Below are 23,867 nucleotides of genomic sequence, written 5' to 3'. Positions count from 1 at the left end.
TCGCGGCTACTTGTCGCAGGCGACCCCGTCGCCGTCACGGTCGAGGGCCTTGCGATAGCCCGGCTCGCCGCTCCGGATGGGGGCGGCACCGGCCGCCTTGGCGGCAGAGCAGTTCTTGTAGTAGACGCTGTCGGCACCACCGGAGGACGACCCGCCGCCGGTCGTGTCCGCAGTGTCGTCGCGTCGGTAGTCCGGATCGTTCGCCGGGATCTTGTACGTGGTGCCCTTCGCGCCCGGGCACTTCTGTACGAGATCGGCGTCCGACCACTGCCCCAGGTCGAGCCGGACAGTGGTGCCCGACGCGACCGCGGCCCCCTTGTCCGGGGTCTGGAAGCAGATTTTCCAGTCGCCGTCCTCGGCGGCCTCGGTGTGGGTGGGGGCGTCGATGTCGAGGTAGACGTCATCGAGGGTGACGTCACCCTTGTCGATTCCGGCCTTTTTCAGGGCCTCCATGGCGTCGTCGTACGTGTCACCGACGACGTGGGGCATTTGGGCGTCCCTCGGAGCCTTCGTACTGGGGGAAGGGCTGGGGGACGGCGGCGGAGGTGTGGTCGCGGCCGTCCGAGCGACCGTCGGACGGGCCGCGGGCTTCGCGTCGGCCTCCGTCTTCTTCGGCGGGTCGCCGAGAAAGGGCGCGAGGAACCACAGACCGGCGAGCACGGTGGCGATGATCTTCTTCGTCCCACTCCAACGCCCCAGCCAGGCGAGGGCTATGCCGACGGGCGGCAGTACGACGAGTGCCGTGATGATGAGTGCGGGGTGTTGCCACCAGCGCCGTGCGGGCGCGGACGTGGCCGGAGGGAGGTGCGACGGCGGGTACACGTGCGGCTCTCCTTGGAGGCTCGTGGTGCGTGAGCGAAGCGAGGAGATCGTACACAGGATCTTCACGAATGGCGCCTGTCGTTCCGCGAGTTGAGCCACGACGAACACCGTGCTTCGCTGACCACGGCGTCACCGGCTCTGGCGCCCGCACGTACATGTGTGGAGCCCGTCCGGACCGGATCGCCCGAGCGGCAGCGGATGGACGCGGCTCTGAGCCGCACGCCGACGTGGCGGTGTGCGATGGGGGCCCGGTGGCCGGCGACGGTGACCGGGCGGCATTTGCGAGGAGGATCGCTGTATGCGGATTCTGATCATCACCGCCGGTTCCCGGGGTGATGTCGCGCCCTTCACGGGCCTGGGGCGGCGCCTGCTGGACGTGGGCCATCAGGTCGCCGTGGCCGCTCACCCGTCCTTCGCCGCACTCGTCGGCGGGTGCGGTCTCGACCACCGGCCTGTGCCGGGAGACCCGCAGGAGCTGCTCCGGGCCTGGTCCCGGGCGGCGTCGCGGGAAGAAGCCCGGGCGCTGACAAGGGCGTACGCGGACGGGCTCGCCGACGGGGTGGCGGAGGCCGTGGCAGGCGGAACCGACCTGGTGCTGACCGCCTCCGGCCCGGCACCGCTCAGCCGGGCGGCCGGCGAGGCGTTCGGCGTACCTGTCATCGGCACCTACCTCGTACCGGCGTTCGCCACCAGGCAGTTCCCGCTGCCCGGCGCACGGGACGTCGACGGCCCGGGGCCGGAGAGCAACCTCGCCGCGGGCCGTGCAGTGGAGAAGCGGGCGGAAGGGGTCTTCGCGGGTGCGGTGACCCGGCTGCGCGCCCGCCTCGGGCTGCCCGCCGGCACGCCGCCGGCCCCGGGGGACGTTCGGCCGGTCTTCCACGGCTTCAGCCCGCTGGTGGTGCCGCGCCCTGAAGACTGGCCGTCCCATGTCGAAGTGGCGGGCTACTGGTGGCCCGCGCGGCCGCACCGCTGGCGTCCCCCGGCCGAACTGGTCGACTTCCTCCAGGCCGGCCCGCCCCCGGTGTTCATCGGGTTCGGAAGTATGGCACCAGAGCAGGGGGAACGGCTCAGTGAGCTGGTGGCCGCGGCGGTGGCGCGGGCGGGCGTGCGCGCGGTGGTGCAGGCGGGGTGGGCCGGACTGAGCGGCCGCGGCACCGACGTCCTGGCCGTCGGCGACCTCCCGCACGACTGGCTGTTCCCGCGCACCGCCGCCGTCGTCCACCACGCCGGGGCGGGTACCACCGCAGCCGGACTGCGGGCCGGAGTGCCGGCCCTGCCCGTACCCGTCATGGCCGACCAGCCGTTCTGGGCGTCTCGGCTGTATCAGCTTGGGGTTGCCCCCCGGCCTCTGCCGTTCCAGGACCTCACCGCCGAAGCCCTCGGCGCCGCAATCACCGCCTGCCTGTCCGAGCCGGCCTACCACCACCGCGCGGCCGCACTCGCCCACCGCATCGCCGCAGAGGACGGCGCCGCTCCTGTGCTCGCCCACATCGACTCACGAGGCGCCGGGTGAACCTGGGGGATGCTCAATCACCGCGCTCCTGTGCCAGGCTGTCCGAGGCGCTCTGCCGCATCCGTGCTGCCGAAACTCGCGAACAATTCGCACGTCGCCGCACCCCGGCCGCCTCCGGAAGTCATGAGCAAACGCTGCCCCAAGTCGTGCACGTGGCCAGGTCTCCCACAGGGCGAAATCGCGCGGCAGGTAACGTCAGGCCGGTCCGGTCGAGGGAGAGAACGGCGTCCATGATCCGGCGCAGGTCGTGCTCGGGCTGCCGACCGATGTCCAGGCCCTTCCCGCTGCGTTCGGCCCGCCAGGCTGCCAGAGTCGGATCCAGCAGTTTCCAGCGGGCATCGGACAGGTCACTCGGATACGGTCGCTGCTTGCGAGGCATGTTTCAGTAGTGCAATGAAGCACCCCCCCCGCGGGACGAAACGCTCTTCAAAGCGTGTTGCGGAAGGTTGTCTCCGGGTGTTGACGTCGGCCGCTACGACCCGCGCTTCCCTCGTTCCGGGTCGCCCGTGACCCCTCGAAGGTCGTTCTCGTCCGGGCGAGCTGATCGCGGAGGTGGATACCGACACCGCCGTCGACCGCGGTGGATCCTGGCGCCAACCCCCTGCGGTCCACCCGGCCTCGCCTCGACGTCACCGGTGACGACGTCCTCCGCTTCCGCGAGGGCACCACCCCTGCGGCCTGATGAATCGCCCGCGCTCTCATCGCGTCAAGCCCGTTCGGAACCTTCTGGCGCGCTACGTGATGACGTGATCTTCGTGTTCGAGGGCCTGGCTCAGAACGGCGGAGATCTCGTCGGGAAGCAGGTTCAGGCCGGTGATGGCCTCGGCGGTGAGGGGGTCTCTTCGAGGAGGGAACCGGCCCTGATCTTCGCGTACCGACTCGACAGCACCTTCACGCTGTCAACGGCGGGAGGGCACGAGGGTGAGGCCGAGGACGGGGACCGCCGCGAGGAGGAGCCAGGGGGCGGGCCCGTCACGGTCGAGGAGGGCGCCGATCGGGGCGCCGGCGGCGAGGACGACGAGCCCGGACAGGGAGGAGAGCGCTCCGGTCGCCAGCCCGATGCGTCCCTGGCCCGTGAGGTCCGGCAGGAGCGCCCGGGTGGCGGGCAGCACCAGCATCTGGCCGAGCGTGAGCAGCACGGTGAAGGCGATCGCCGCGGCCGGTCCGTCGAGCGTCCGCAGCCCGGCCGCGGTGGCGAAGGCGGCGGAGATCAGCAGGAGTCCGGTGCGGATCATGGCCGGGCGGCCGAGTCGCGCGGCGGCGGCGAGCCGTTCGACCGGGGAGGAGCCGAACACCACGAGCGCGGAGGAGAGGGCGAAGAGCCAGCCCAGGGCTGCCTGGGAGCCGGTCGCACGGTCCAGTTCGGCCGGGAGGGCCAGGTAGAGCTGGTTGTAGGCGAGGAGATAGGTGGAGTACGCGAGGGCGAGGAGGAGGAATCGGCGGTCACCCAGGACCGTTCGCCAGTTCTGGCGCTGCTCCGCGTCCGCCTCCCGTACCGTGCGGCGCGGCAGCAGCCGGATGTGGGCCGCCAGGACGACGAGGAAGACGCCCGCACCGGCCAGGGACGCGGCACGAAAATGGCCCGCCCCGCCCCCGTACAGCAGGAGTGTGCCCAGGACGGGGCCGAGCAGGGCGCCGGCCTGGCCGCCGGCGGAGAAGCGGGCGAGGGTGCGGGTGCGGCGGGGGCCGCCGGCACGTTCGACGCGCAGGGCCTCGCGGGCGATCTCGGACTCGACTGCGGGCGAGAAGAGCGCGGCGGCGAAGCCGACCGTGACCACCGATCCGATCACGGTCCACGCGCTCGCGGCGAAGGCGAGCCAGACGAACCCGGCCACGCGCAGGGCGCATCCCACGAGGACGACGGGGCGCGGGCCGTACCGGTCGGTGAGTGCGCCGCCGACGACGAAGAGGCCCTGCTGGCTGAAGGTCCGCAGCCCCAGGACGAACCCTACGAATGCGCCGCCGAGTCCGAGGGTGCCGCCCAAGTGGTCGGCGAGGTAGGGCAGGACGGCGAAGAAGCCCACGTTGAAGGCGAACTGGCTGGCGACAAGGAGCCGGGCGAGCGGGGTCATGCGGTGTGCTTTCGGTGGTGCGGCGGCGCCCTCGGGCGGTCGGCGCCAATAGTTGATGCTTCACCCACCCGGATGAAGTTCGGTAAGCCTACCCTTATAGACTTCCTCCCTCTGGGCTGCCCACCCGGCGCCCCTGCGCTGCCCCATGCCCATCTGACAGGACGTCTCCATGCGCAACACCACCCGCGGTCTCCTCACGGCCCTGGCCCTCACCCCCTTGCTGACCGGCTGTTTCGCGCCGAGCCCGAGTGCCGGCGGATCCACCGGTAGCGGGCAGGGGGGTACGGAGGGACGTCTGCGGGTGGCCCTCGCCGTGCCGCCGGTCAAGGCACTGTCCCCGTACAGCAACGACGCCACCGTGCTGAACAAGCTGTCGGTCGCCGAGGGCCTCACCGCCCTCGACGAGAAGGGCGCCGCCGCCCCCGCGCTCGCGACCTCCTGGAAGCGTGACACCGCCACGGCCTGGACCTTCGAGCTACGCAAGGCCACCTTCCAGGACGGCACGCCCGTCACCGCCCAGGCCGTCGTCAACGCCCTCGCCCACGCCGGGCAGGCGTCTCCCAAGCCCCGCGTGCTCAGCGACGTGGACCTGACCGCGCGCGCAGTCGACGCCGACACCGTGAGCCTGACCACCAAGAGTGCGGACCCGGTTCTTCCGCTCCGTCTCGCCAGCCCCGCCCTCGCCGTCCTGTCCGCCAAGGCGTACGCGGCGGACGGGACCGTGAGCCCGGTCGGCACCGGCACCGGCCCGTTCCGGATCACTCGCCTCACCGGCAAGACCAAGGCCACCCTCGACCGTTACGACGGCTACTGGGGCGGCAAGGCGAAATCGGCCGGCATCGATGTGACCTGGATCGCCGACGGAACCGCCCGGGCCAACGCGCTGCGGTCGGGCGACATGGACATCGCCGAGTGGATCCCCACCGCCCAGGCCAAGCTCCTGGACGAGGGGACCCGGCACGAGGTGCCCTCGGTACGCACCGACAGCCTGGTCCTGAACACCGGCAGCGGCCTGTTCACCGACGTCGGCCTGCGCGCGGCCGCCCGGGAAGCCGTGGACGGCTCCGCTCTCGTCGGGTCCGTCTTCGGCGGCTACGCCGACCCGGCCCAGGGCCTGTTCGGGCCTGCCGTCCCCTGGGCCGCCGACCGGCGCGTCGCGGTGACCGGCCGCGCCCAGGCCGCGACGCCCGGCCAGGTGACGGCGAAGACCTCGGGCCGGACGGTGCGTCTGGCCACGTACACCAACCGTGCCGAGCTGCCCGAGGCCGCGAGCGTGCTCCAGCAGCAGCTGGAGAAGGCCGGATTCACGGTGAAGCAGGACGTCCGCGAGTACACGCAGATGGAGTCCGACCTGCTCGCTGGGAAGTACGACGCCCTCGTGTTCTCCCGGGTCACGCTGCTCGACACCGGAGATGCCGTCGCCTACCTCGCCAGCGACTTCACCGGCACCGGCGTCTACAACATCGCCGGGCTGAAGGACCCGGCGGTCGACCGGGCTGTCCGGGCCGCCGCCGCGGAGAGCGACATGACGAAGCGGCAGCGGAAGATCATGGAGGCGGAGGCGGAGGTCCTGCGGACGGACGCGGTCGTGCCGCTCGTCCACGAGAAGGTCGTCCAGGGCATCGCCACGGGTGTCGAGGGTGTGACCCTCGACCCGCGTGAACGTGCACTGATCACCCTCGACACCCGTCGCGAGTAGGGGACATGAGCAGCGTGCACGGCTCCGCGTCCGCCCGCCGGGCACGCCGGGGTACGGGTCTCGGCCGCGCGGCGGCGGGGGCGGCGGTCCTGACCGCCGTGGCCCTGCTGCCCTGGCTGTCCTTGACCGATCCCGCCCTGACCGTGCTGCGCGCCCGTTCCCCCGACCAGGACCCCACCCCGGCCGAACTGGCCGCCGTGCGCGCCCAACTCGGCCTGGAGGATGGACCCTTCGCCCACCTCGCCACGTGGCTCGGCGGCCTGACGCGTGGCGACGCCGGTACCTCATGGGTGACCGGGGAACCGGTCCTGCCGCAGGTGACGGCCGCGTTCGGGGTCTCCGTCACCCTCATGCTGGGCGCGCTCCTCGTCACCGTCCTGGTGGCGGCGGGGATCTGCGCCCGCACTCTGCACCTCGGGGCCGGGCGGCGGCTCCGCGCGGACCGCGCGGGCACTACGGCGGCGGTTCTGGCCGCGCTGCCCAAGTTCCTGCTCGCCTCCCTGCTCGCCCTGCTCGGTGGGGTGTGGCTGGGCTGGTTCCCGTCGAGCGGGTGGGACGGCCCGGCCTCGATGGTGCTCCCCGCCCTCGCCCTCGGCATCCCGTCCGGCGCCATGATCGGCGGGCTGCTCGACCAGGCGCTGCCGGCCGCCTTCCGCGAACCGTGGGCCCGGACCTGGCACGCCGTCGGCTTCCCACCCGGACACATCGCACGCCACGCGCTGCGCCGCGCCCTGCCGGGCGTGCTGCCCCAACTGCTGCCGACCGTCGTCGCCCTGGTCGGCGGCGCGGTCGCCGTGGAGCGGATCTTCAACGTCCCCGGGCTCGGCCGACTCGCCCTCGACGCCGCTCTCGCCCAGGACCTGCCGCCACTTCAGACCGCTACCCTCGCGCTCGTCCTCCTCGGCACGGCCTCCGGCCTCCTGGTACAGGCGCTGCGCCGCGCACTCCTCGGCCGCCCGCTGCGCGACGGCGCCCTGCCCGCCCTTCCCCCGCCCGAGCCGGCCGCAGGGCGCGCCCGGCACCTCCTCGCCGCGGGCTGCGCCCTCACCCTCCTCGCCCTCGTCGTGGCGGGGCTGCTGCGCGACCCCCTGCACGTCGACACGGCGGCCCGGCTCCTGCCACCCGGCCCCGCCCACCCGCTGGGCACCGACTCCCTGGGCCGTGACCTGCTCGCCCGCCTCGGCCACGGCGCCCTGCGCACGGCCGGCGTGGCGCTCGCCGTGACAGCCGTCAGCGCCCTGACGGGACTCCTCCTCGGCCTCCTTCCCCGCGTCAGCGCGGGGCCGACCGACGTCGTCGCGACGATGCCGGCGGTCCTCGCGGGACTGCTGGTCACGGCGGCCACGGGCCCGTCCGTGTGGGGTGCCGCCGGCGCCGTCTGCGCCGTCGGCTGGACCCCGTACGCGGCCCAGACCGCCGCCCTGGCCGAGCAGGAACGGGCGAGCGGCCACCTCGCCGCCGCGGTCTCCCTCGGCGCCGGCCGCCTCCACCTCCTGCGCCGTCACCTGATCCCCGCCCTCGCCCGCCCCCTCCTGCACAACGCCCTGCTGCGCCTGCCCACCACCGTCCTCGTCCTGGCCTCCCTAGGCTTCCTCGGCCTCGGCGAACAACCCCCCACCCCCGAGTGGGGACGCCTGCTCTCCGAGAACCAGCCCTACGCCGAACTCGCCCCCTGGACCGTCCTCGCCCCGGCAGGAGCCCTGATCCTCCTGTCCGTCCTCGCCGTCACCAGCAGCGCACCCGGACAGCGCGGCGGACAGGGGCGGCGCGCGCCCGCCGCAGCGGAGCCCAGGACACGACCTCACCTCCGACACCGGCCTGAAGGTGCCCTGCGACCGGAGCGCCCGGGCCCGGCCGTCGCAGGCCGTAACCCGCCACGAAATGATCCGGAGTCGCCGAGCGTCCGGCCCACCGCCCGTTCCTCTCCGCGTCCTTGACGGTGATGCCGGGGTCCTTCCGACGGCCGTGGCGCAGGCGCTCCGCCAGCGCGCAGTGGCATTCCCGCCCGTGCCGGTCCTCGGAGAAGTCCCACAGACATCGCCGCACCCCTTCCGACTCGCGACTTCGCAGGTCAGAAGGGGTGCGGCGGTGGCGTTCCGTCAGATGTCGCGGAAAAGATTTGACGGTTCTGTGACCTGCCACGATCCATCTCCCTGAGTGACTGACCTGGGCAGATCGTCTTTCGGCTGTTTCACGGTCGTGCCCGTTGACGCGGCCGAAAGTCCCAGAGAAGTCCCAGAAAGCTCCCATCGGGCGTGTTCGTGGGCTCTCGCCCAGCCCCGCTCTACTCCTGCCGCGTCAGCGCGGAGCCCAGGAACGGACTGGGTCGGCCGTGCCAGAAGACGTCCACGCTGTCCCGGGCGCGGGTGGCCGCCACGAACAGCAGCGACCGGGCCCGCTGCATCTCGTGGCGGTACCGCACCGGATCACTCGTGCGCAGCCGGCTCACCGCCTCGCGCGGTACCAGGCCGTCAGACACGCCCGCGATGATCATTCGCTGGTATTCGAGCCCCTTGAACCGGAACATCGTGCCGATGTGCACGCCGCCGTCGCCCTGCGGGCCGTCTGCACGGATCTCCACCGGCCGGATGCCGTGCGTGCCGAGCGTGTAGCCGATCTCGGCGGCCATCTGGTTCGTCGGCACGCAGATGGCGATCTGCTCGTGCGGAATGGCCAGATCGGGGTCGGCGTCCCAGCCCGCGATGAGAGCCGCGATGCCTTCCCGCTCGGCCGCCCAGTCCGGGTAGGAATGCCCTGACGGCTGCCGTCCGCTGAGCACGGACCGGTAGCCCGCCAGCGTCTCCTTGTCGCCGTCGAGATCGTCGTAGTCCGTCTCACCGAGCACGTCGAGCGCCGAGCGGAGGATCTGGCGCGTCGTGCGGTAGCTCAGGCTCAGCTTCGACGACCGACCCCGGATGTTGACGCCCAGGCTGCCCAGCGTCACCTGGTTCTTGTAGATGCGCTGATGGGTGTCGCCGACCAGGAACAGGTCGTCCGCCTCTCGGGGCGCCATCGCGCGCAGCATCTTCCAGTGCGCCGGGCGCAGGTCCTGGGCCTCGTCCACCACGATGTGCCGGTACCGGTAGCGCAGCCAGCCGCCCGAGCCGTCCGCGACATGGATGTTGTCGAGGCCGCCGGCCTCCTCCCGCTGCCGCGCGAGGGAGAGGACGCGCTGTTCGCGGCCCATCTCCAGCCGGGCGGCGCGCTCGGCGACCTGGTCCCAGGTCTGGCGTCCGAGCCGGTCCAGGCGCTGGGTGAAGCGTTCCGCGAGCTGCCAGATCTCGGCGCGCTCCCCCCGGGTGACGTTCCGGCCGCGTCCGGCCCGCCGGGCACGGAAGTAGTCGGTGCGCGTGGCGACGGCCTGCCCCAGGATCACCTGAGTCCATTCGTCGTGCAGGAACTCCGGGTCCCAGCCTTCCTCGCCCAGCTCGTCGAGCAGCGCCCGCCATTCCCGTACGGCCTGGCTGTCGTCCATCACCTGCTTGCCGCTGCCCGGTTCGGCCTCGCGCACGATGCGCAGCGCCAGCTGGTCGACGTGGCTGACCTCGACCCTGGCCAGCAGCTCCTCGCCGCCCAGCTCCAGCAGCCGGGACCGGAGATCCGCGGCGAGGTTCTTGTTGTAGGTGGTGAGGAGGACCGGCTTGTCGCGGCCGGGCGGCAGCTGCCGCACCAGATGACGCACCCGGTGCAGGGCGACGATGGTCTTGCCCGTGCCGGGACCGCCGCCGACCCGGGCCGGACCCGAATAACGCCGTTCCACGAGCTTGGCCTGGGTGGGGTGGAGGAAGACCTTCCAGCGGCTGAAGTCACCGCCCTCCAGGGCCTCGCGGAGGGCCTCGTCGGAGGTGGTGACGACCGTGGCCGGGCGCTGCGCCGCGGCCTGGAAGTCCTCGGGGTCGACCGGTTCGGCGACGGCGACGGGCGTCGTCACCTGGTCGAGGACCTCGTCGTACGCCTTGCCGTCGAAGAGGGCGAGCAGGACCTCGCCGGTGAGCTGGGGCGCGTACTCGACGAGGCCGAGGAGCTGGTCCTCGGTGGTGAGCGTTCGGATGACCGGGAGCAGCGGCTCGGCGACGCCGAGCTCCGACAGCTGGGCGTCGGTCCAGGCCGCGAACAGCTCCTGCGGCTTGGCCGCTTCGGGCGCGGAAGCCTCGGGCGCGGTGGCTTCGGGTACGGCCGGCGCCGGGGCGGGCGGGGCGGGCGGGGCGGGAACCCGGCGGAGGACGCTCTCCTCCACGACTTCCAGGTCGACGTACTCGATGCCACCGGTGACCTGGTTGACCTGCGCCGACAGCCGGTCGTAGACATCCTTGCGGTGCTTGACGGAGACGATCAGCCAGTCGTCCTCGGCGAGCCGGATCAGCAGGGCCCGGTAGTCGTCGCTGACGCGCGCCGACCACAGGCGGCTGTCTCCCTTGAGCTGCTGGAGCTTGAGGCCGGTGGTGTGCGGGTTCGTCTTGAACTTGTGCTGGAAGTCGAAGAAGGCGCCCTTGACCGTGCGCGGGAGCTTGAGGATCTCCTTGTCGGCCTTGTCGAGCAGGCGCAGCGTCACGCCCGAGGCGGTCATCGTGTGTGCTCCCCGTCACTGGTGCTGTCGTGGTTCGTGCCCCGGCCCCGTCCGAGCAGCCGAGCCAGTTCGGCGGCGTCCCAGGCCGTCGCCGTACGGACGTCCCAGCCGGCCGCCGCGAAGGCCTCGTCCCGGTCCGCGGCCTCGTGGTCGGGTTCCGGGCCGTCGTCGTGGGCGGCGAGGACCACGCCGACGCGGTCCGCGGGCCAGGCCAGTTCGGCCTGCCAGCCCCGCTCGTCGAGCTCGTAACCGTCCTCGGGCGCCGGCGCACCGGCCTCCGCCAGGGCCAGGGCCAGCTCGGCCAGGCCCGCCTCGTCGGGATCGAGGAATTCGAGCACAGGGTCCCAGCCCGGGTCCCGGCCGGTCGCCGGTGCCGCGACCGGCGCGGCGGCTGCTGCCGTCACTTCGGCAGAGGCCGCGGCAGCGGCGACCGCGGCCGCCGGTGCGCCGTCCCGGACGGCGCCGACCTCGACCGCCGCCGCCTCGGCCGCGACCGGTGCCGACTCCTCCCGGGGAGTCTCGGTCCGGGCGGACTGCAGCCATCCCTCGCCGCCGGTCACGGTCAGCGCTTCGGTGGCGAAGCCGTCCACGAGGCTTGTGGTGAGCTGGGCGCTGTCGCCGCCCCCGTGATCCAGGAACTGCAGCACGTTGCTCCAGTACAACCAGGCCCGCCAGCGCCTCCGGTGGGCCCGTGCGTCGTCCATGGCCTCGGCGCTGTCGTCGAGCACGGTCAGACCCGTCCACACCGGCGGGGTGCGCCGGCCGTCCGCGGCCAGGACGAGCCGGCAGCCGGAGGCGTCGGGCCCGTACACGAGCCGGACCGGTCCCGCCGGGCCCGTGACCGTCCCACCGCCCAGCGCCGACAGCAGGGCCGGCCCGAGGCCGTCCGTCCCGAGGGCGGCGGCGCGGACGCCCGCCGCGCCGATGAGCCCCGCGGCGGCGGCTTCGGCCCGCCGCTGCCAGCGTGCGGCGTCGGGCGTCCGTAGATAGGCGAGCAGGAGCCGGGCGGGGTTGACCCAGACGGCGTCGGACAGCTCGCCGGGCAGCCCTCCGCCGATACGGCTGTAGTAGTCGCGTGCGCGGTTCTGCGCGTCCGCCGGGTAGGGCTGCCAGACCGGGTCGGCCGGGCCCGCCGCCGCGTATCCGGTGTCCCGTACGCGCTCGCGCCATTCCTTGACGTCGTCGTACGACAGCTGGAACACCCGCAGTCCCTCGCTGCGCAGACCGGTGCGCTTCGTGGCGTCGTCGGCCAGCCGGTTGTGCTCGGGGGTCGCGTGGTAGGCGAAGCCGTCGAGGTACACCGCGACGCGGGGGCCGGGCGCGTCGAGGCGTTCGAGGAGTATGTCGGGCCGGGTGCCGTCCAGCGCGCGCTGCTGCGAGACCCGCCAGCTCACGGTCGCCCCGTCGTCGCCCGTCAGCCGCAGGTCGAGCGCGTACGTGCCGGCCGACGTGGTGTACGCGTCGGCGGTGGCCCCGGAATCGGCGAGCCTCGCCCACTCCTGGAGCGTCTCGATGAACAGGATCTCCAGATCGCTTTCGGCCTGCCGCTCCAGCGGGATGTGCCGGGTCGTCGCGACGGGTGAGGTCCGCCAGCGCGAACCGTCCTCGCCGAGGAGGTCCTCCAGCATCTGCCGCACCTCGTTGCGGCTGACCTTGTCGTAGTCGGCCGCCGGCACGCGCCGCAGCAGGCACTGGTGGCAGCCGTCGAGACCCTTCTCGCGGCACCCGCAGTCCTCAATGACGTCCCGCGCCTTGAGCAGCACGTCCCGGAAGCCGTCGGCGGACGCGAGCCGGTGCAGATAGCCGGTGCCTCCGGGGAGGCGGTCGTAGACCACGAGGAAGCGCCGCGGCCAGTCGGAGCCGTCGGCGCCCAGGTGGTCGGGCATCGTCGCCTCGGCGATGTCGATGTGGTCGGGATCGCCGCCGTACTGCGCCGCGATGCCCGCGAACAGCGCCGCCGTGAACGACGCGAGGCGCTCCTTGGCGCGGGCCACGGAGGCGGGCAGCAGGATGCGCACCGCCTCCGTGGTGAGCTCGTGCGCGAGCAGCAGCGGCACGTCCTCACCCTTGCCCTGTTCCTCGGCCGGTCCGACCGCCGGGGTTTCCCTGGTCCGGCGGCGCGGACACCACAGCAGGTGGTGGGCGGCGGCCGCGGTGCTCGCCGCGCCGGAGTCCGTCAGCGCGTGCTGGGGCACGTCCACGACCGGACGGCCCTCCGCCGTCGCGCCGCCGCAACTGGTGCACACGTAGAAGGGGTTGAGCCGCACGTCGGCGCCGGCGAGCGGAACGGTGCTGCTGCCCTCCTCCCGGTCCAGACCCAGGTTGAGTGTGCGGATCTTCGCGTGCCGGGTGAAGTCCACGCCGAAGACGGCCGTCTCGTGCCGCCACGACCCGGGGGTGATCCGCTCCGGGTCGACGTCGACCGTCGTCAGCACCGCATAGTGCCGGCGGTCCCGCTCGTCGCGGTCGTCCCGCACCCGGGCGTCGTCCCGTTTGTCACGGGAGACGACGCGCCGCGGCTGGAGCACGTACTGCACACAGCCCGCGTCGGCGATCTCCCGCCCTCCGCAGCGGGGACACGGGCTGGTGTCCTTCCTGGCGTCATGCGTACGGACGTACCCGCACGCCGGGCAGAGCCGCCACTCGGCCCAGGCGCGGCGGTCCGGGGTGCCGACGTCGAGCGCGCGCACCACGTGCCGGTAGCCGTTGACGTAGAAGCTGTTCCCCGGCGCCAGCTCGGTCAGGGCGAGTTTGCGGGAGCGCTCGTAGTCCCGCGTCTCGCTGCGGTACACCCGCTTGGCCGGGTCCCCCGCAGGGTTCGCCGGCCGGGTGTCCTCCTCGTCGTCCGGGGTCTCCGTCCAGTACAGCGTCGCTTCCAGCTGCGTGGTGGTGTCGGTGAGGCTGTAGTTCGGCAGCAGTCCGAGCTCCACCAGCGTCCCGTGCGCACTCGACTGGCTCAGTTCCCGCAGCAGGTCCCCCGCACCGCGCCGTTCGGCGAGCAGTTCCCGGCGTTCGCGGTCCTGAACGACGTCCGTGCGGACCAGGTGCTCGGCGGCCTCGTCGATCGCGGCGATCCTGCGCCGGAGCTCCTCGCGCCGGCCGGTCCAGTCCTCCTCCGCCTCCTGCAGCGCCCGGACGATGCCGCGGGTGGCGTACGCCCGGAGCTCGTCCGCCGCGTACGGCGACACGCCACCGTCGGCATCGTCGCCGCCCCCCGGGAACAGGGCGAGGAACTCCTCCACCAGCGTGGCGCCGTGGGTCTGCGCGGCGTCCGCCAGGTCCTGACACCAGCCCGTGGTGCCGAACAACGCGGAGGACAACCGGGGCACCGGCGGCAGGAGTTCGCCGTCGGACGTCCGCAGCCCGCCGCTCGCCGCGAGATCGAGGAGCCGGGCCGTGTACTGGCGGCGCAGGATCTCCACGGCCGACAGGTAGCAGCCGGGAGGAAGGATCGTCCCCGCGATCATCTCCGACGGCTCGTCCAGGTAGTACAGGTCGCGGGCGCGACGCCCACCGAAGGCGACCACCAGCGCGTTGCCCGTACGGCGTCCCGCACGGCCGGCCCGCTGCACGTAGTTGGCGGGGCCCTTGGGCAGGGACCCGAGCAGCACGGCCGACAACTCACCGATGTCGATGCCGAGTTCCAGCGTGGGCGTGCACGACAGCACGTTCGGGTCGGTGTAGTGCGTGCCCGCCTTGAAGCTGCGCTCGACGCGCTCGCGCTCCGGCCTGGTGAGCATGCCCGTGTGCTCCGCGGTGACCACGCGGAACGTCCCGCCGGTCAGATAGAGCCGGCGGTAGTAGTCGCCGGTGTAGTCCCGCTCGCGGACCGTCGAGCCGAACCCGGAGGTGCTGGAACCGCTGCGCGGCATGCCGGGCTGGGGCGGGGTCAGCAGTCCCTTGCACCGGTAGCGCGGGCACGGGTGCCCGTACCAGCGGGTGCGGCGCTCCGGCGCCACGACCTGCTGCCAGCCGCAGTCCTCGCAGCTGACGAACGCCTTGTTGACGACGGCGTCGTCGAGCAGCCGTGCCTCGATGTGCCCCGGCTGCAGTCCGTAGAGCCGTGTCTGCCGGTCCCGGGCGGTGCGCACCGCGAGCACCCGCTCGTCGGCGAGGGCGGGCAGCAGCCGCCGCAGGTACTCGGTGGCACCGGCGGCGTCCAGGCCGAGACAGCGGCGGGTCCAGTCCTGGTACCAGCCCAGCCGGCCGGTGATCGCGTCGAACTCCGACCTGTCCTTCTGTCCGTCCAGCAGGAAGCGCGGCGGCGCGACGCCTTCGGGGAACGCGGGCATGCCTTCCGGCCTGCGGCCGGAGATGAGGTACCGGTTGGTGCCGGCTTCCTTCATCCAGGTGTCGAGCCACCGGTGGTGCACCGCGCCCCGCAGCCGCAGGCGTTCCAGCAGGCCGCGGACGTAGGCGAGGTAGCGGTCGGGCGTGGGCAGCCCGTCGGTGACGAGGAGTTGGCCCGGCAGGGACAGATGGATGTCGCGGGCGAGCGCCGTGACGCGCTCGGGCTCCGCGACGAGCACTTCGGCCGCGGCGGTCCGCGTGAGCTCCAGGGTGCGGCCCATGCGGCTGCGCAGCCCGAACTCCATGACGGTGGCGAAGGCGAGACGCTCGCCGATCAGCTTCCACGTCCGCGCGTCACCGGTACCGCGTCCCGACAGGAGTCGGTCGACGCCGGGCTCGTCGTGCAGGTCGGGCGGCACGACGGCGGCCAGCGCCTCGGGGTCGTCCACCGACTCCAGGACGTGCCCGATCAGGTCGTTGAGCGCGGTCGGCGCGCCCGCCTCGTCCAGGTTGTGGGCGAGCAGCGAGCGTAGCGAGAACTTGTACGAGGCGTTCGCGACGTATCCGGCCCGGTGGGCCGCGTCCTGCGTGGAGTCGTTGAAGAGCAGCGTCTTGCGCTCCTCCGGTACGAGCGCGATGTCGCCGCCCGTGAACAGCTGGGTGACGGTCGCCGAGGCGAGCGCCGCCTGCGCGGTGCCGAGGAAACGGATGCTGTTGTCGGTGTGGCAGGCCGGGCAGCGGTCGTCCTTGGCGGCCCGGTCGGCCGACTTCTTGTCGAGCATGGCCATCGCGAACCAGGCGTCGATCAGGTCGCCCGCGTCCGACGGCGTCGGCAGCCGGTAGGTGCCCTGCCCGCCGTCGAGCACCACCACCGACAGCGGGTCGACGCCACCGCCGTCCGACGGCCGCGCACCGGTCAGCGCGTCCAGTGTCTGCTGCCGCTCGCCCTGCGTGGCGGCGATGAAGTAGCGCAGGCGCCGCTTGTCCCGGCCCACGGACGCCCGCCAGATCCGGTCCTGCGCCATGACCAGCCGCTGCGGGTCCGCCTCGGGCGACAGCGCGGCCCAGCCGGAACGGCCGCAGTTGCGGCAGTACACCGCGGGCAGATGCACCTCGGCGGGCCGGACGGCGGTGTCCGCCCCGGGCAGCGGCTGCGGCCGTGCAGAAGCCGACGGCCAGCCGTCGGACGGGCCGTCGGACTCCTCGTCGGTGACCGGGGCGGCGTGCAGCGAGGCCCGGCGCGCCGCGGTGCGGTCGTCCTCGTACCACCGGAACTCCGGCGCCGCCCCCACACCGCGCAGCACCCGGGTGACGGGCCGGATCCACAGGTGGGCCTCGATGTGCAGCAGCGGCCGGGGCCGGCGCTCGTCGGACTCCGGGTCGCGCGCCGCCGACAGCAGGGCGACGAACCGGGACAGTGCCTGGAGCACCAGCTGCGGGTTCTCCCGCGCGGTGCGCCCCCACGCATACCCGAAGCGGGCCAGCCGGTCGCGCAGCCCCCACTCGTCCAGCGGCTCTCCGCCGAGCAGCGACAGCACGCCGTGGGTGAAGTCGTGGCGCTTGAGCAGCCGTCCGATGCGGAAGGCGTCGAGGCCGGTGCGGCCGAGCAGCCGCTGCGCCAGCCCGTCCAGGTCCAGCAGATCGGGCTGGGCATCCACCCCCGGACCGCCCGAACAGGCGATGACCTCCTGCGGCGTCGGCGGCTCAGGCAGCTCGTAGTCCACGGCACCCGTGAACTCCTCGGCCGTCATCCGCTCCTCGCCGACCACCGCGTCCGCCGGGAACGGCATCCCGAACACCCGCGACGCCACGTCGAGGATGCCGCCCGCCTCCTTGCCCGCGGCGTCCGCCGGGCCCTCGCCCAGGGTCGCCGACGTCGCCACCGGACAGATCGACCCGAGCGGCCGGCCCGGCCGTGACGCACCGGTCGCCGCGGCCAGCCGCCGCAGCAGCATGGCCACGTCGGTGCCCTGCGCCCCGTCGTACGTGTGGAACTCGTCCAGCACGACGTACGTCAGGTCGGCGCCCTCCCACAGGGAGCGGTCCTCGCCGCGCTGGAGCAGCAGGTCGAGCATCTTGTAGTTGGTGATCAGCACGTCCGGCGGCGACACGCGCATCTCCTCGCGCCGCGTCATCACCCGGCGGAAGTCCGTGTCGGGCCGGTCGCCGATGTACAGACCGGCCGTCACCTGCGCCAGTTCGGCCCGCGCCAGGTAGTCGCCGATGCGGCCGGCCTGGTCGGTGGCGAGCGCGTTCATCGGGTACAGCAGGACGGCCTTGACGCCCCGGTTGCCGCGCGCCCGCTCGCGGCGGCAGTGGTCGAGCACCGGGATCAGGAACGACTCCGTCTTGCCGGAGCCCGTCCCGGTGGTCACCAGCGTCGGCCGGGCCGGGCCGTGCAGCGTGGACAGCCGCGCCCATGCCCGGGCCTGGTGCCGGTACGGGGCGAAGCCGGGGAACCCGGCCGTCCACTCCAGCTCCCGCTGCCAGCCGTCGTCGGCCACGTGGAACGGTGTCCGGATCCGGAGGTAGGGGCCCCGGAAGATCCCCGTCTCGGGATGCCCGAGGAAGCGTTCCAGGGCACGCCGGGTGCCCTCGTCGGCGAGGGCGTACGTCGTCGTGAGGTACTGCGTCAGACTGCCGCGCAACTGGGCGGCGGCCATGGTGGGCTTCACGACGGTCCCTTTCGCCTCTCCGATACCGCTGCCGAGCCTCACGAACAGTACCTCGGTGATCACAGCGCTTCCAGATTCATTGAAGTTTCAGTCATGAAGGCTGAAAAGACGCCATTTCGTGCGGCGGTGACGCGGCGGATCCTGGAACGGACAACGGGATGGACGAGGACAGGCGCGGCGAAGAGGACGCGGGCAGAGCCGAGGGGGAGCCGCCATGTCCGGACCGCTGTACGTTCCCGTCCTGCCGGCCAAGCAGCACGCCTGCCAGGCGTACCGGCAGCTGGTCCCGGCGGTGCAGGCGGCCGTCGTGCCGCTGTGGAACCTTCCGCCCCGCGCGGGTGAACATCCCGACGCACTCGCCGTGGGCGTACGGGACGACCTGTGGCGCGTCCGGAAGGCCCATCGCCATCATCCGGCCTGGGTCGACTCCCCGTTCGCCGACGAGGCACAGCAGTCGGCGCTGGCCGAGGCGCTGTCCGCGGACGCCGGCGTGAGTCCGCTGCGCCCGGTGACGGGCCCCGACCGCTCCGAGGCTCACCAGGCCGCGATGCTGGAGCACGCCCGGTCCAGGGGGAACGGACTCGGCATACGCGTCATGCTGCCCGGCGAGTGGGACGACGTCGTCGGCCAGGGCGTCCGCGAACTCGTCGCCCGCGCCGGTCCCGCCGTGGAGACGGACCTCCTGCTGGACCTGGACGCCGTCCGGGCCGACCGGACCGACACGGCGAAGGAGTCGCTGCGCGCACTCGAAGCCCTGATGCCACTGACTCCCTGGCGAACGGCCGCCGTCCTGGGCGGCGCCTTCCCCGCCGGGCTTCCGGAACACGGCACGGCCGTGGTGCCCCGCTGGGACTGGCGCGTGTGGCGTGATCTGCACTGCGCCGGACGGGACTTCGTCCGCGCCCTCGCGTACGGCGACTACGGCATCGACTCCACCAAGGCGATCGCCCGCGGACCCTCCTCCGACAACGGCGGCGGCCCGCCCTGGGGCGTGCTGCGGTACACCACCGACGAGTCGTACGTCCTCGTGAAGGTGCCGACGCGCGGCCCCGACCGGGCCGCCTCCGTCCGGGCCGCCGCGCGGGACATCCTCGCCCTGCCGGACTTCCGGGGTCCGGCGGCGAGCGCGGGCGAGACCTGGCTCCGCGACTGCGCACACGGGCACGGCCCCGAAGGCACCGGAAACGTCGGCGTCTGGCTGCGCGTCGGCAACATCCAGCACATCACGCACGTCGTCCGGAGCCTGCGGCCCTGACCCCGCCGGGGCGCGCGCTCAGGCGAAGAGCGGCTCCAGCGTCACGGCACCCGCCAGGATCCGCCACGCCGGTACCCGGACCGTCCGCGCCACCGGTCCGGGCTTCGCGCCGGAGCCGCCGGACGGCAGCCCGGGCAGCAGGTCGCCGCGCGCGTGCGCCAGACGCAGATGGCGGGCCGGGTCCTGCCCGTGCTCGGGCCCGGTGTCGACGAGGACGGCGGTGTTGGCGCCGTCCACCGTGAACAGCAGGTCGACGACGTGCCCGCCGACCACCGCCTCGCGCTCCAGGTCGATCACACCACGGCGCCCGAGGAAGTCCTGGAGCCGGTCCGTGAGCTCCTCACGGAAGGCGCTCCGCGACCTCGCGCCCAAGGCCGCGCCGGGCCGGTCCGCCGACGATCCCGCCCCCAGTACCTCCGACCTTCCCGCGAGGAGCGCCGGAAGCCCCGCCTGCCCCTGCCAGAAGGCATGGCTGCCCACCGTGATCAGCTGCGACTTCGCCCGGGTGACGGCCACGTTCCACAGGTTGACCTGGGTCGACACCCAGTGCGTCGTACGGGGCGGGGTGTTGCCGGTGGCCACCGGGCTGAGGACCATGACGTCCCGCTGGCCGCCCTGGAAGGCGTGCACCGTGCCGACCCGCACCCGGTCTTCGTCCGCCCACACCCGCGCCAGGGCGTCCTTCTGCGCGCGGAACGGCGTCACGACGCCCACCGTCGCGTCCTCGGGAAGCCGCGCGAGCAGCTCGTCCACCGTCTCCCGCACCCGGGCGCCCTCCGCTGCGTTCCGCCAGGACCGGCCACCCGCGCCCAGCGCGGACGCGCCGTCCGGCACGTCGACCCAGCCGAGGGCGGGAGCCGGACCGCCCGACCCGACCGGATCGAGCGCCGGAACCTGCCTCCTGACGTCGGTGAGGACCTGCAACTGCCCCGCGTAGCAGTGACCGTTGACGACATCGGCGATCGCCGGATGGCACCGGTAGTGCTCGTCGAGCAGCAGCGTCTCCTCGCCGTGCTGCGCCGCGGCGTGGTACGCGGAGTACACGTGGTAGGCGAGCCGGTGATCCTCCAGCTGCGCCGCGCTCAGCCCGGCCCGCACGCGGGCCTGCCGCTCCTGCTGCACCGTGATCCCGGGAATGTGCCCGAGCTGCATCGGGTCCCCGATGATCAGCGCCCGCTTGGCCCGGAACAGCAGCGGCAGCACCGCCGGGATCGAGCACTGGCTGGCCTCGTCGATCACGACGAGGTCGAAGAGTTCCGGGACCAGTTCGAGCTGACGCACCGAGTGCGTGCTGATGGCCCAGCCCTTCAGGTGCGCCATCAGATTGCGCTGACTCTTCCAGAAGCCGGAGCGCCGGCGCAGGGCCTGGAGCCGCTGGGCCATCAGCGACCGCCCCCGCGTCATCGCCTCGGCGGACACGGCCCGGGCCAGCTCGCCCGACACCTCCGACAGACCCGCCCGGCTCTCCAGCCGCGCCCGCTTCAGCGCCTCCTCGTCCAGGGCGAGATGCCCCGGTACGAGGCTCCTCAGCGCGCCCTCCACTCCGGCGGCCTCGGCGAGGGAGAGCAGCAGCTCAGGCGGTACGGGCCGTTCTGCGGCCCACGCTGGCCACGCGCCCGCACCGCCTTCCCCGGCGGAGGCGACGAACGCGGACAGTGCCCGCCCCCTGCGCCACCGGCCGAAGGAGTACCAGCGGGCGGCGGCGGCCCTGCGCGCCCGGTCCTCCCAGGCGGCGAGCGCCGCGCTCCCGCCCTCCGACCACGCCCGCTCCAGCAGCTCCACCGGCAGCCCGAGCTCGCCCGCGCGGCGCTCACGCTCCCGCAGCAGCTCCAGCAGCCGCGCCTCCTCCCCGACCAGCCGCGCCGCCTCGGCCTCGTGCACGGCGGCCCGGGCGTGCCGGTTCCTCAGGTCACCCGCGACGGTCGCCGCGCCCCGCGCCGGGGCCTCGACGGGCTCGGTGAGCAGCCGCTCCAGCTTCGCGGCCTCGGCCTCCAGGGCCTCGGAGTTCCCCGTCCGCATGAGCAGCCCGGGGGAGATGGCGTCGCAGCGCTCGGCCACCACGTTCACGGCCTCATTGTTCGTGGAAGCGACGAGGACAGACTGTCCGGCGGCCACCGCGGTGGCGACCACCGCCGCCACCACCTCGCTCTTCCCGGTTCCCGGCGGCCCGGTCGACACCGTGAGCGGCCGGGTCATCGCCGACGTGATCACCCGCGCCTGGCTCTCGTTGCACGGCCCGGGGGAGACCAGGACCGGCGGCGCGTCGAGCCCGCCCGGCCCGCCGTCGCCACCACCGGTGAGCAGCGCGTCCAGGGCGGTGCCGGGGATCCGGTCGGCGCGCGTGGACATCTGGAGCAGGTTCTCCACGAGGCCCTCGGTCGCGGTCCGTTCCAGACCCGAGGGCGCGAGGAGGACGGCGGCGTTGTGGGCGCCCGGACGCAGCGAGTCCATGACGGAACGCTCGCTGAGCGCGGACAGGTCGAGCGGCTCCAGCTCCGGGAGTTTGAGCCGCGTCAGGAGCTCCCGCACCGCCTTCACCATCTGGGCGGCGTTGCCCTCCTGCCAGGTCGGCTGCCAGCGGCCGAGCAACTCGGCCGCCTCCTCGTCCTCCAGCAGCTCCGTGAGCACACCGCTGTGCAGCGACGGCACCCCGCTCGGCCGCAGCCGGTCCCGCCCGCTCTCGTCAGGCGCCAGCTCCATCGGCTGGACCAGCAGAGGCGCGATGCGCACCGCGGCCCGCCGGCCGCCGTTCCCACCGCGCTCGGGCAGCGTCACGGCCGGGTACCCGTACCAGTACTCCTGCAGCCCGGCCTCGTCGACCTTCGCCCCGGTGCTCTTCGCCCTGGGCAGCCCACCGGGCGCGGGAAGACCGGACCCCAGTCCCGACTGGATCGTCTCCGCCCCCTGCCCCAGCAGGAAGTAGTCGGAGCCCCGGCCACTGTCCCGGTCGGGCAGCATCTTCGACTCGGCCTGCGCCCGCAGGCAGTGCGCGTAGTAGCGCAGCAGACGCTCCCGGTCGACGCCGTCCCGCGCGTCCTGCGCGACAAGGCCCCGGGCCTTCGACAGCGCCGAGGAGACCGGCAGACCGCCACCGGCCTCCGGCGGCGGCTCGGGAAGCCGGACGGACCGCGCCACCGAACGGGCCAGCGGCAGGGAACGCGTCGCACGGATGGTGGACTTCGTGGGCCGCTGCTCCTCGGGCACGCCGATGCGGACCATCTGCGCGGTCAGGTACTCGAACAGGTCGTCCGGCGTGATCCAGCCACTGTCCTTGATCCGCCCGCTGCGCAGCCCCTCGACGATCTCCCCGGTGAACCGCGACGTGCCGAGCGAGGAACCGGCCGGAGCCAGTGCCGAGGCGGCCTGGAGGGCGTCCGAGGCGGTGATGAAGTACACGCCGGTCGGCCGCAGCAGCGTGCTGGGCGCGGGCCGTTCACCGCCGTCGGCCGCTCCCTTGGCCGTCCAGCCCTGGACGACGGAGCCACTGGAGCAGCAGTCGAGCAGCACGACCTTCGACGAGGCCCGGCAGGACGTGAGCATCCGCTCCAGGAACTCGGCCGGCACGGCAGTACCCGGCAGGTCGTCCGGATCGGCGTCCCGGGTCAGGAAGTACAGCTGCCCGTCCGCCTCGCAGAACTCCCCGTGCCCGCTGAAGTAGAGCAGCGCCGTCTCGCTGGCCTGCCGCTCCTCCAGGAACGTCTCCACGGCGTGCAGCATCTCGGCGCGCGTCGGCTCCGCGACCATCGCGCAGTCGTTGTACATGCCGATCTCGGTGCTCTCCAGGACCGCCTGCATGTAGTGCAGGTCCGCCCGCACCGCCGGCAGATCGTGGTACCGCTCGCTGTCGTACGTGGATACGCCGATCAGCATGGCGTACCGGTCGTTGTCACTCACGCCGCGCCCGGCCCGCCCTGCGCGCCGTCGCCCTCCGTGGGGCCGGAGTCTCCGTTGAGGAACCGCTCGATCTGCGCGTCGTCCGCACGGGCCTGCTTCCCGGAAATGGTCAGCGTCGCCCCGTCGGGCCGCGTGACGACGATCGTCCGCTGCGGCACGCGCGCCAGCCACAGCTGAAGCGCGGCGGCGACCAGAGAGCCGCCGCCGAACACCAGACTGAGGAGGTCGGCGACCGGTCCGCCCTTGTCGGTGGTGGTGCCGGTGGTCGCGGGGCCGGCCGGAACGTCGAGCGCGGCCTGCGGGTCCGCCTCGGCGAGGGCGGCGAGCAACTCGCGGGCCTCACGCCGGGCGCGCAGCGGATCCTCGTCGACGATGGAGATGCGGTAACCGGCGGCCGGGTCGGTGTGGGTGGTGCTGCTCACGTGCGCTGTTCTCCTTTGGGCTCCCCCGTGCAGTGCACACACGGACGAACGACGCTAGCGGCAGGCACTGACAGGCCGTCGACTTGTTTCCAAAACCTGCTGATCATTGGCGGGAAAGGCACAGTTCGGCCCATACGGTCTTCCCCGGAGCGCCCACGCGCGGCGCCACCGCCCACCGACTCGCCAACCGCGCCACGAGGAGCAGCCCGCGCCCTGACTCGGCGTCTCCGGGCGGCTCGTGGGAGGAGAGCAGGGGGACGCGCTCGGTACGGGTGTCGGTGACCTCGATACGCAGGGTGTCCGCCGAGTCGGTGAGCCGGAGGTGGAAGTCTCGCCCGGGAACGTGCCCGTGACGCACGGCGTTACCGGTCAGCTCGGCGGCGATCAGCGTCATGGTCTCGTTGGCGGTCGAGGTGTACGGGTGCCCCCAGCTGTCCAGACGGTGGGAGACGAGCCGCCGGGCGAGGCGGGCGCCGCGCGGCGAGGACGTGAAGCGCATCGCGAACTCAAGGGCAAGGGATGCGGGGGAAGTTTCGCTGTTCATGGGACACAGGCTGGCGTGCGCCGCTTACGCTGAGTAAGGCCCGACGCGCGTACAGGGGGCAGCGGTAGGCGCGGTGTCGGTGCCTGTAGGCGGCGCGGAGCGTGACGGCCGACG

11 protein-coding genes and 1 pseudogene are annotated in these 23,867 nt (G+C 73.1%); 4 read left to right on the top strand and 8 right to left on the bottom strand.

Annotated features, from left to right (window positions below):
• Positions 1-6: 6 nt before the first annotated feature.
• Positions 7-822 carry an excalibur calcium-binding domain-containing protein gene (locus ABZY12_RS15490; protein ID WP_356890347.1) on the bottom strand — a complete coding sequence of 272 codons (816 nt, stop codon included), beginning with the start codon at positions 820-822 and terminating at the stop codon, positions 7-9.
• A gap of 298 nt (positions 823-1,120) precedes the next feature.
• Between ABZY12_RS15490 and ABZY12_RS15485 the strand changes: the two genes are divergently transcribed.
• A complete protein-coding gene (locus ABZY12_RS15485; protein WP_356890345.1) occupies positions 1,121-2,335 on the top strand; it encodes a glycosyltransferase in 1,215 nt (404 codons plus the stop codon).
• Between the two features lie 174 nt (positions 2,336-2,509).
• Here ABZY12_RS15485 and ABZY12_RS15480 read toward each other — a convergent pair.
• Both ABZY12_RS15480 and ABZY12_RS15475 read right to left on the bottom strand, forming a co-directional pair.
• A pseudogene (locus ABZY12_RS15480) lies at positions 2,510-2,714 on the bottom strand (transposase); the annotation flags it as partial.
• Positions 2,715-3,234: 520 nt separating this feature from the next.
• Positions 3,235-4,407 (bottom strand): MFS transporter, encoded by a 1,173-nt coding sequence (locus ABZY12_RS15475; RefSeq protein ID WP_356890343.1) that lies wholly within the window; start codon positions 4,405-4,407, stop codon positions 3,235-3,237.
• Between the two features lie 169 nt (positions 4,408-4,576).
• Here ABZY12_RS15475 and ABZY12_RS15470 point away from each other — a divergent pair, with 169 nt between their 5' ends.
• Complete coding sequence (locus tag ABZY12_RS15470; RefSeq protein WP_356890341.1) at positions 4,577-6,106, top strand: ABC transporter substrate-binding protein; 1,530 nt, start codon at positions 4,577-4,579, stop codon at positions 6,104-6,106.
• Positions 6,107-6,111: 5 nt separating this feature from the next.
• Positions 6,112-8,043: an ABC transporter permease subunit gene (locus tag ABZY12_RS15465; protein WP_356890339.1), complete on the top strand. Its 1,932-nt coding sequence runs from the start codon at positions 6,112-6,114 to the stop codon at positions 8,041-8,043.
• A 347-nt stretch (positions 8,044-8,390) separates the two neighbouring features.
• On the opposite strand, the gene ABZY12_RS15460 is transcribed toward ABZY12_RS15465, so the two are convergent.
• Positions 8,391-10,673 (bottom strand): UvrD-helicase domain-containing protein, encoded by a 2,283-nt coding sequence (locus ABZY12_RS15460; protein WP_356890337.1) that lies wholly within the window; start codon positions 10,671-10,673, stop codon positions 8,391-8,393.
• Positions 10,670-17,701 (bottom strand): DEAD/DEAH box helicase, encoded by a 7,032-nt coding sequence (locus ABZY12_RS15455; RefSeq protein ID WP_356890335.1) that lies wholly within the window; start codon positions 17,699-17,701, stop codon positions 10,670-10,672. Before ABZY12_RS15455 ends, ABZY12_RS15460 begins: the two co-directional genes overlap by 4 nt.
• A gap of 151 nt (positions 17,702-17,852) precedes the next feature.
• On the opposite strand from ABZY12_RS15455, the gene ABZY12_RS15450 reads away from it, so the two are divergent.
• Positions 17,853-18,893, top strand: a complete 1,041-nt coding sequence (locus tag ABZY12_RS15450; RefSeq protein WP_356890333.1) for a beta family protein — start codon at positions 17,853-17,855, stop codon at positions 18,891-18,893.
• Between the two features lie 18 nt (positions 18,894-18,911).
• Here the strand turns inward: ABZY12_RS15450 and ABZY12_RS15445 are convergent, their stop codons facing one another.
• The 3 genes from ABZY12_RS15445 to ABZY12_RS15435 all read right to left on the bottom strand — a co-directional run bounded on the left by ABZY12_RS15445 (position 18,912) and on the right by ABZY12_RS15435 (position 23,753).
• Positions 18,912-22,787, bottom strand: coding sequence for an AAA domain-containing protein (locus ABZY12_RS15445; RefSeq protein ID WP_356890331.1), 3,876 nt, complete (start codon positions 22,785-22,787; stop codon positions 18,912-18,914).
• Positions 22,784-23,209, bottom strand: a complete 426-nt coding sequence (locus ABZY12_RS15440; protein WP_356890329.1) for a hypothetical protein — start codon at positions 23,207-23,209, stop codon at positions 22,784-22,786. Before ABZY12_RS15440 ends, ABZY12_RS15445 begins: the two co-directional genes overlap by 4 nt.
• Before the next feature lie 103 nt (positions 23,210-23,312).
• Complete coding sequence (locus ABZY12_RS15435; RefSeq protein WP_356890327.1) at positions 23,313-23,753, bottom strand: ATP-binding protein; 441 nt, start codon at positions 23,751-23,753, stop codon at positions 23,313-23,315.
• Positions 23,754-23,867: the final 114 nt, after the last annotated feature.

The organism is Streptomyces sp. NPDC006551, from assembly GCF_040611675.1.
In the GTDB taxonomy this organism is placed as follows: domain Bacteria; phylum Actinomycetota; class Actinomycetes; order Streptomycetales; family Streptomycetaceae; genus Streptomyces.
Note: the sequence above shows the minus strand (reverse complement) of the source record. Positions and strands in the feature narration are given on the sequence as shown.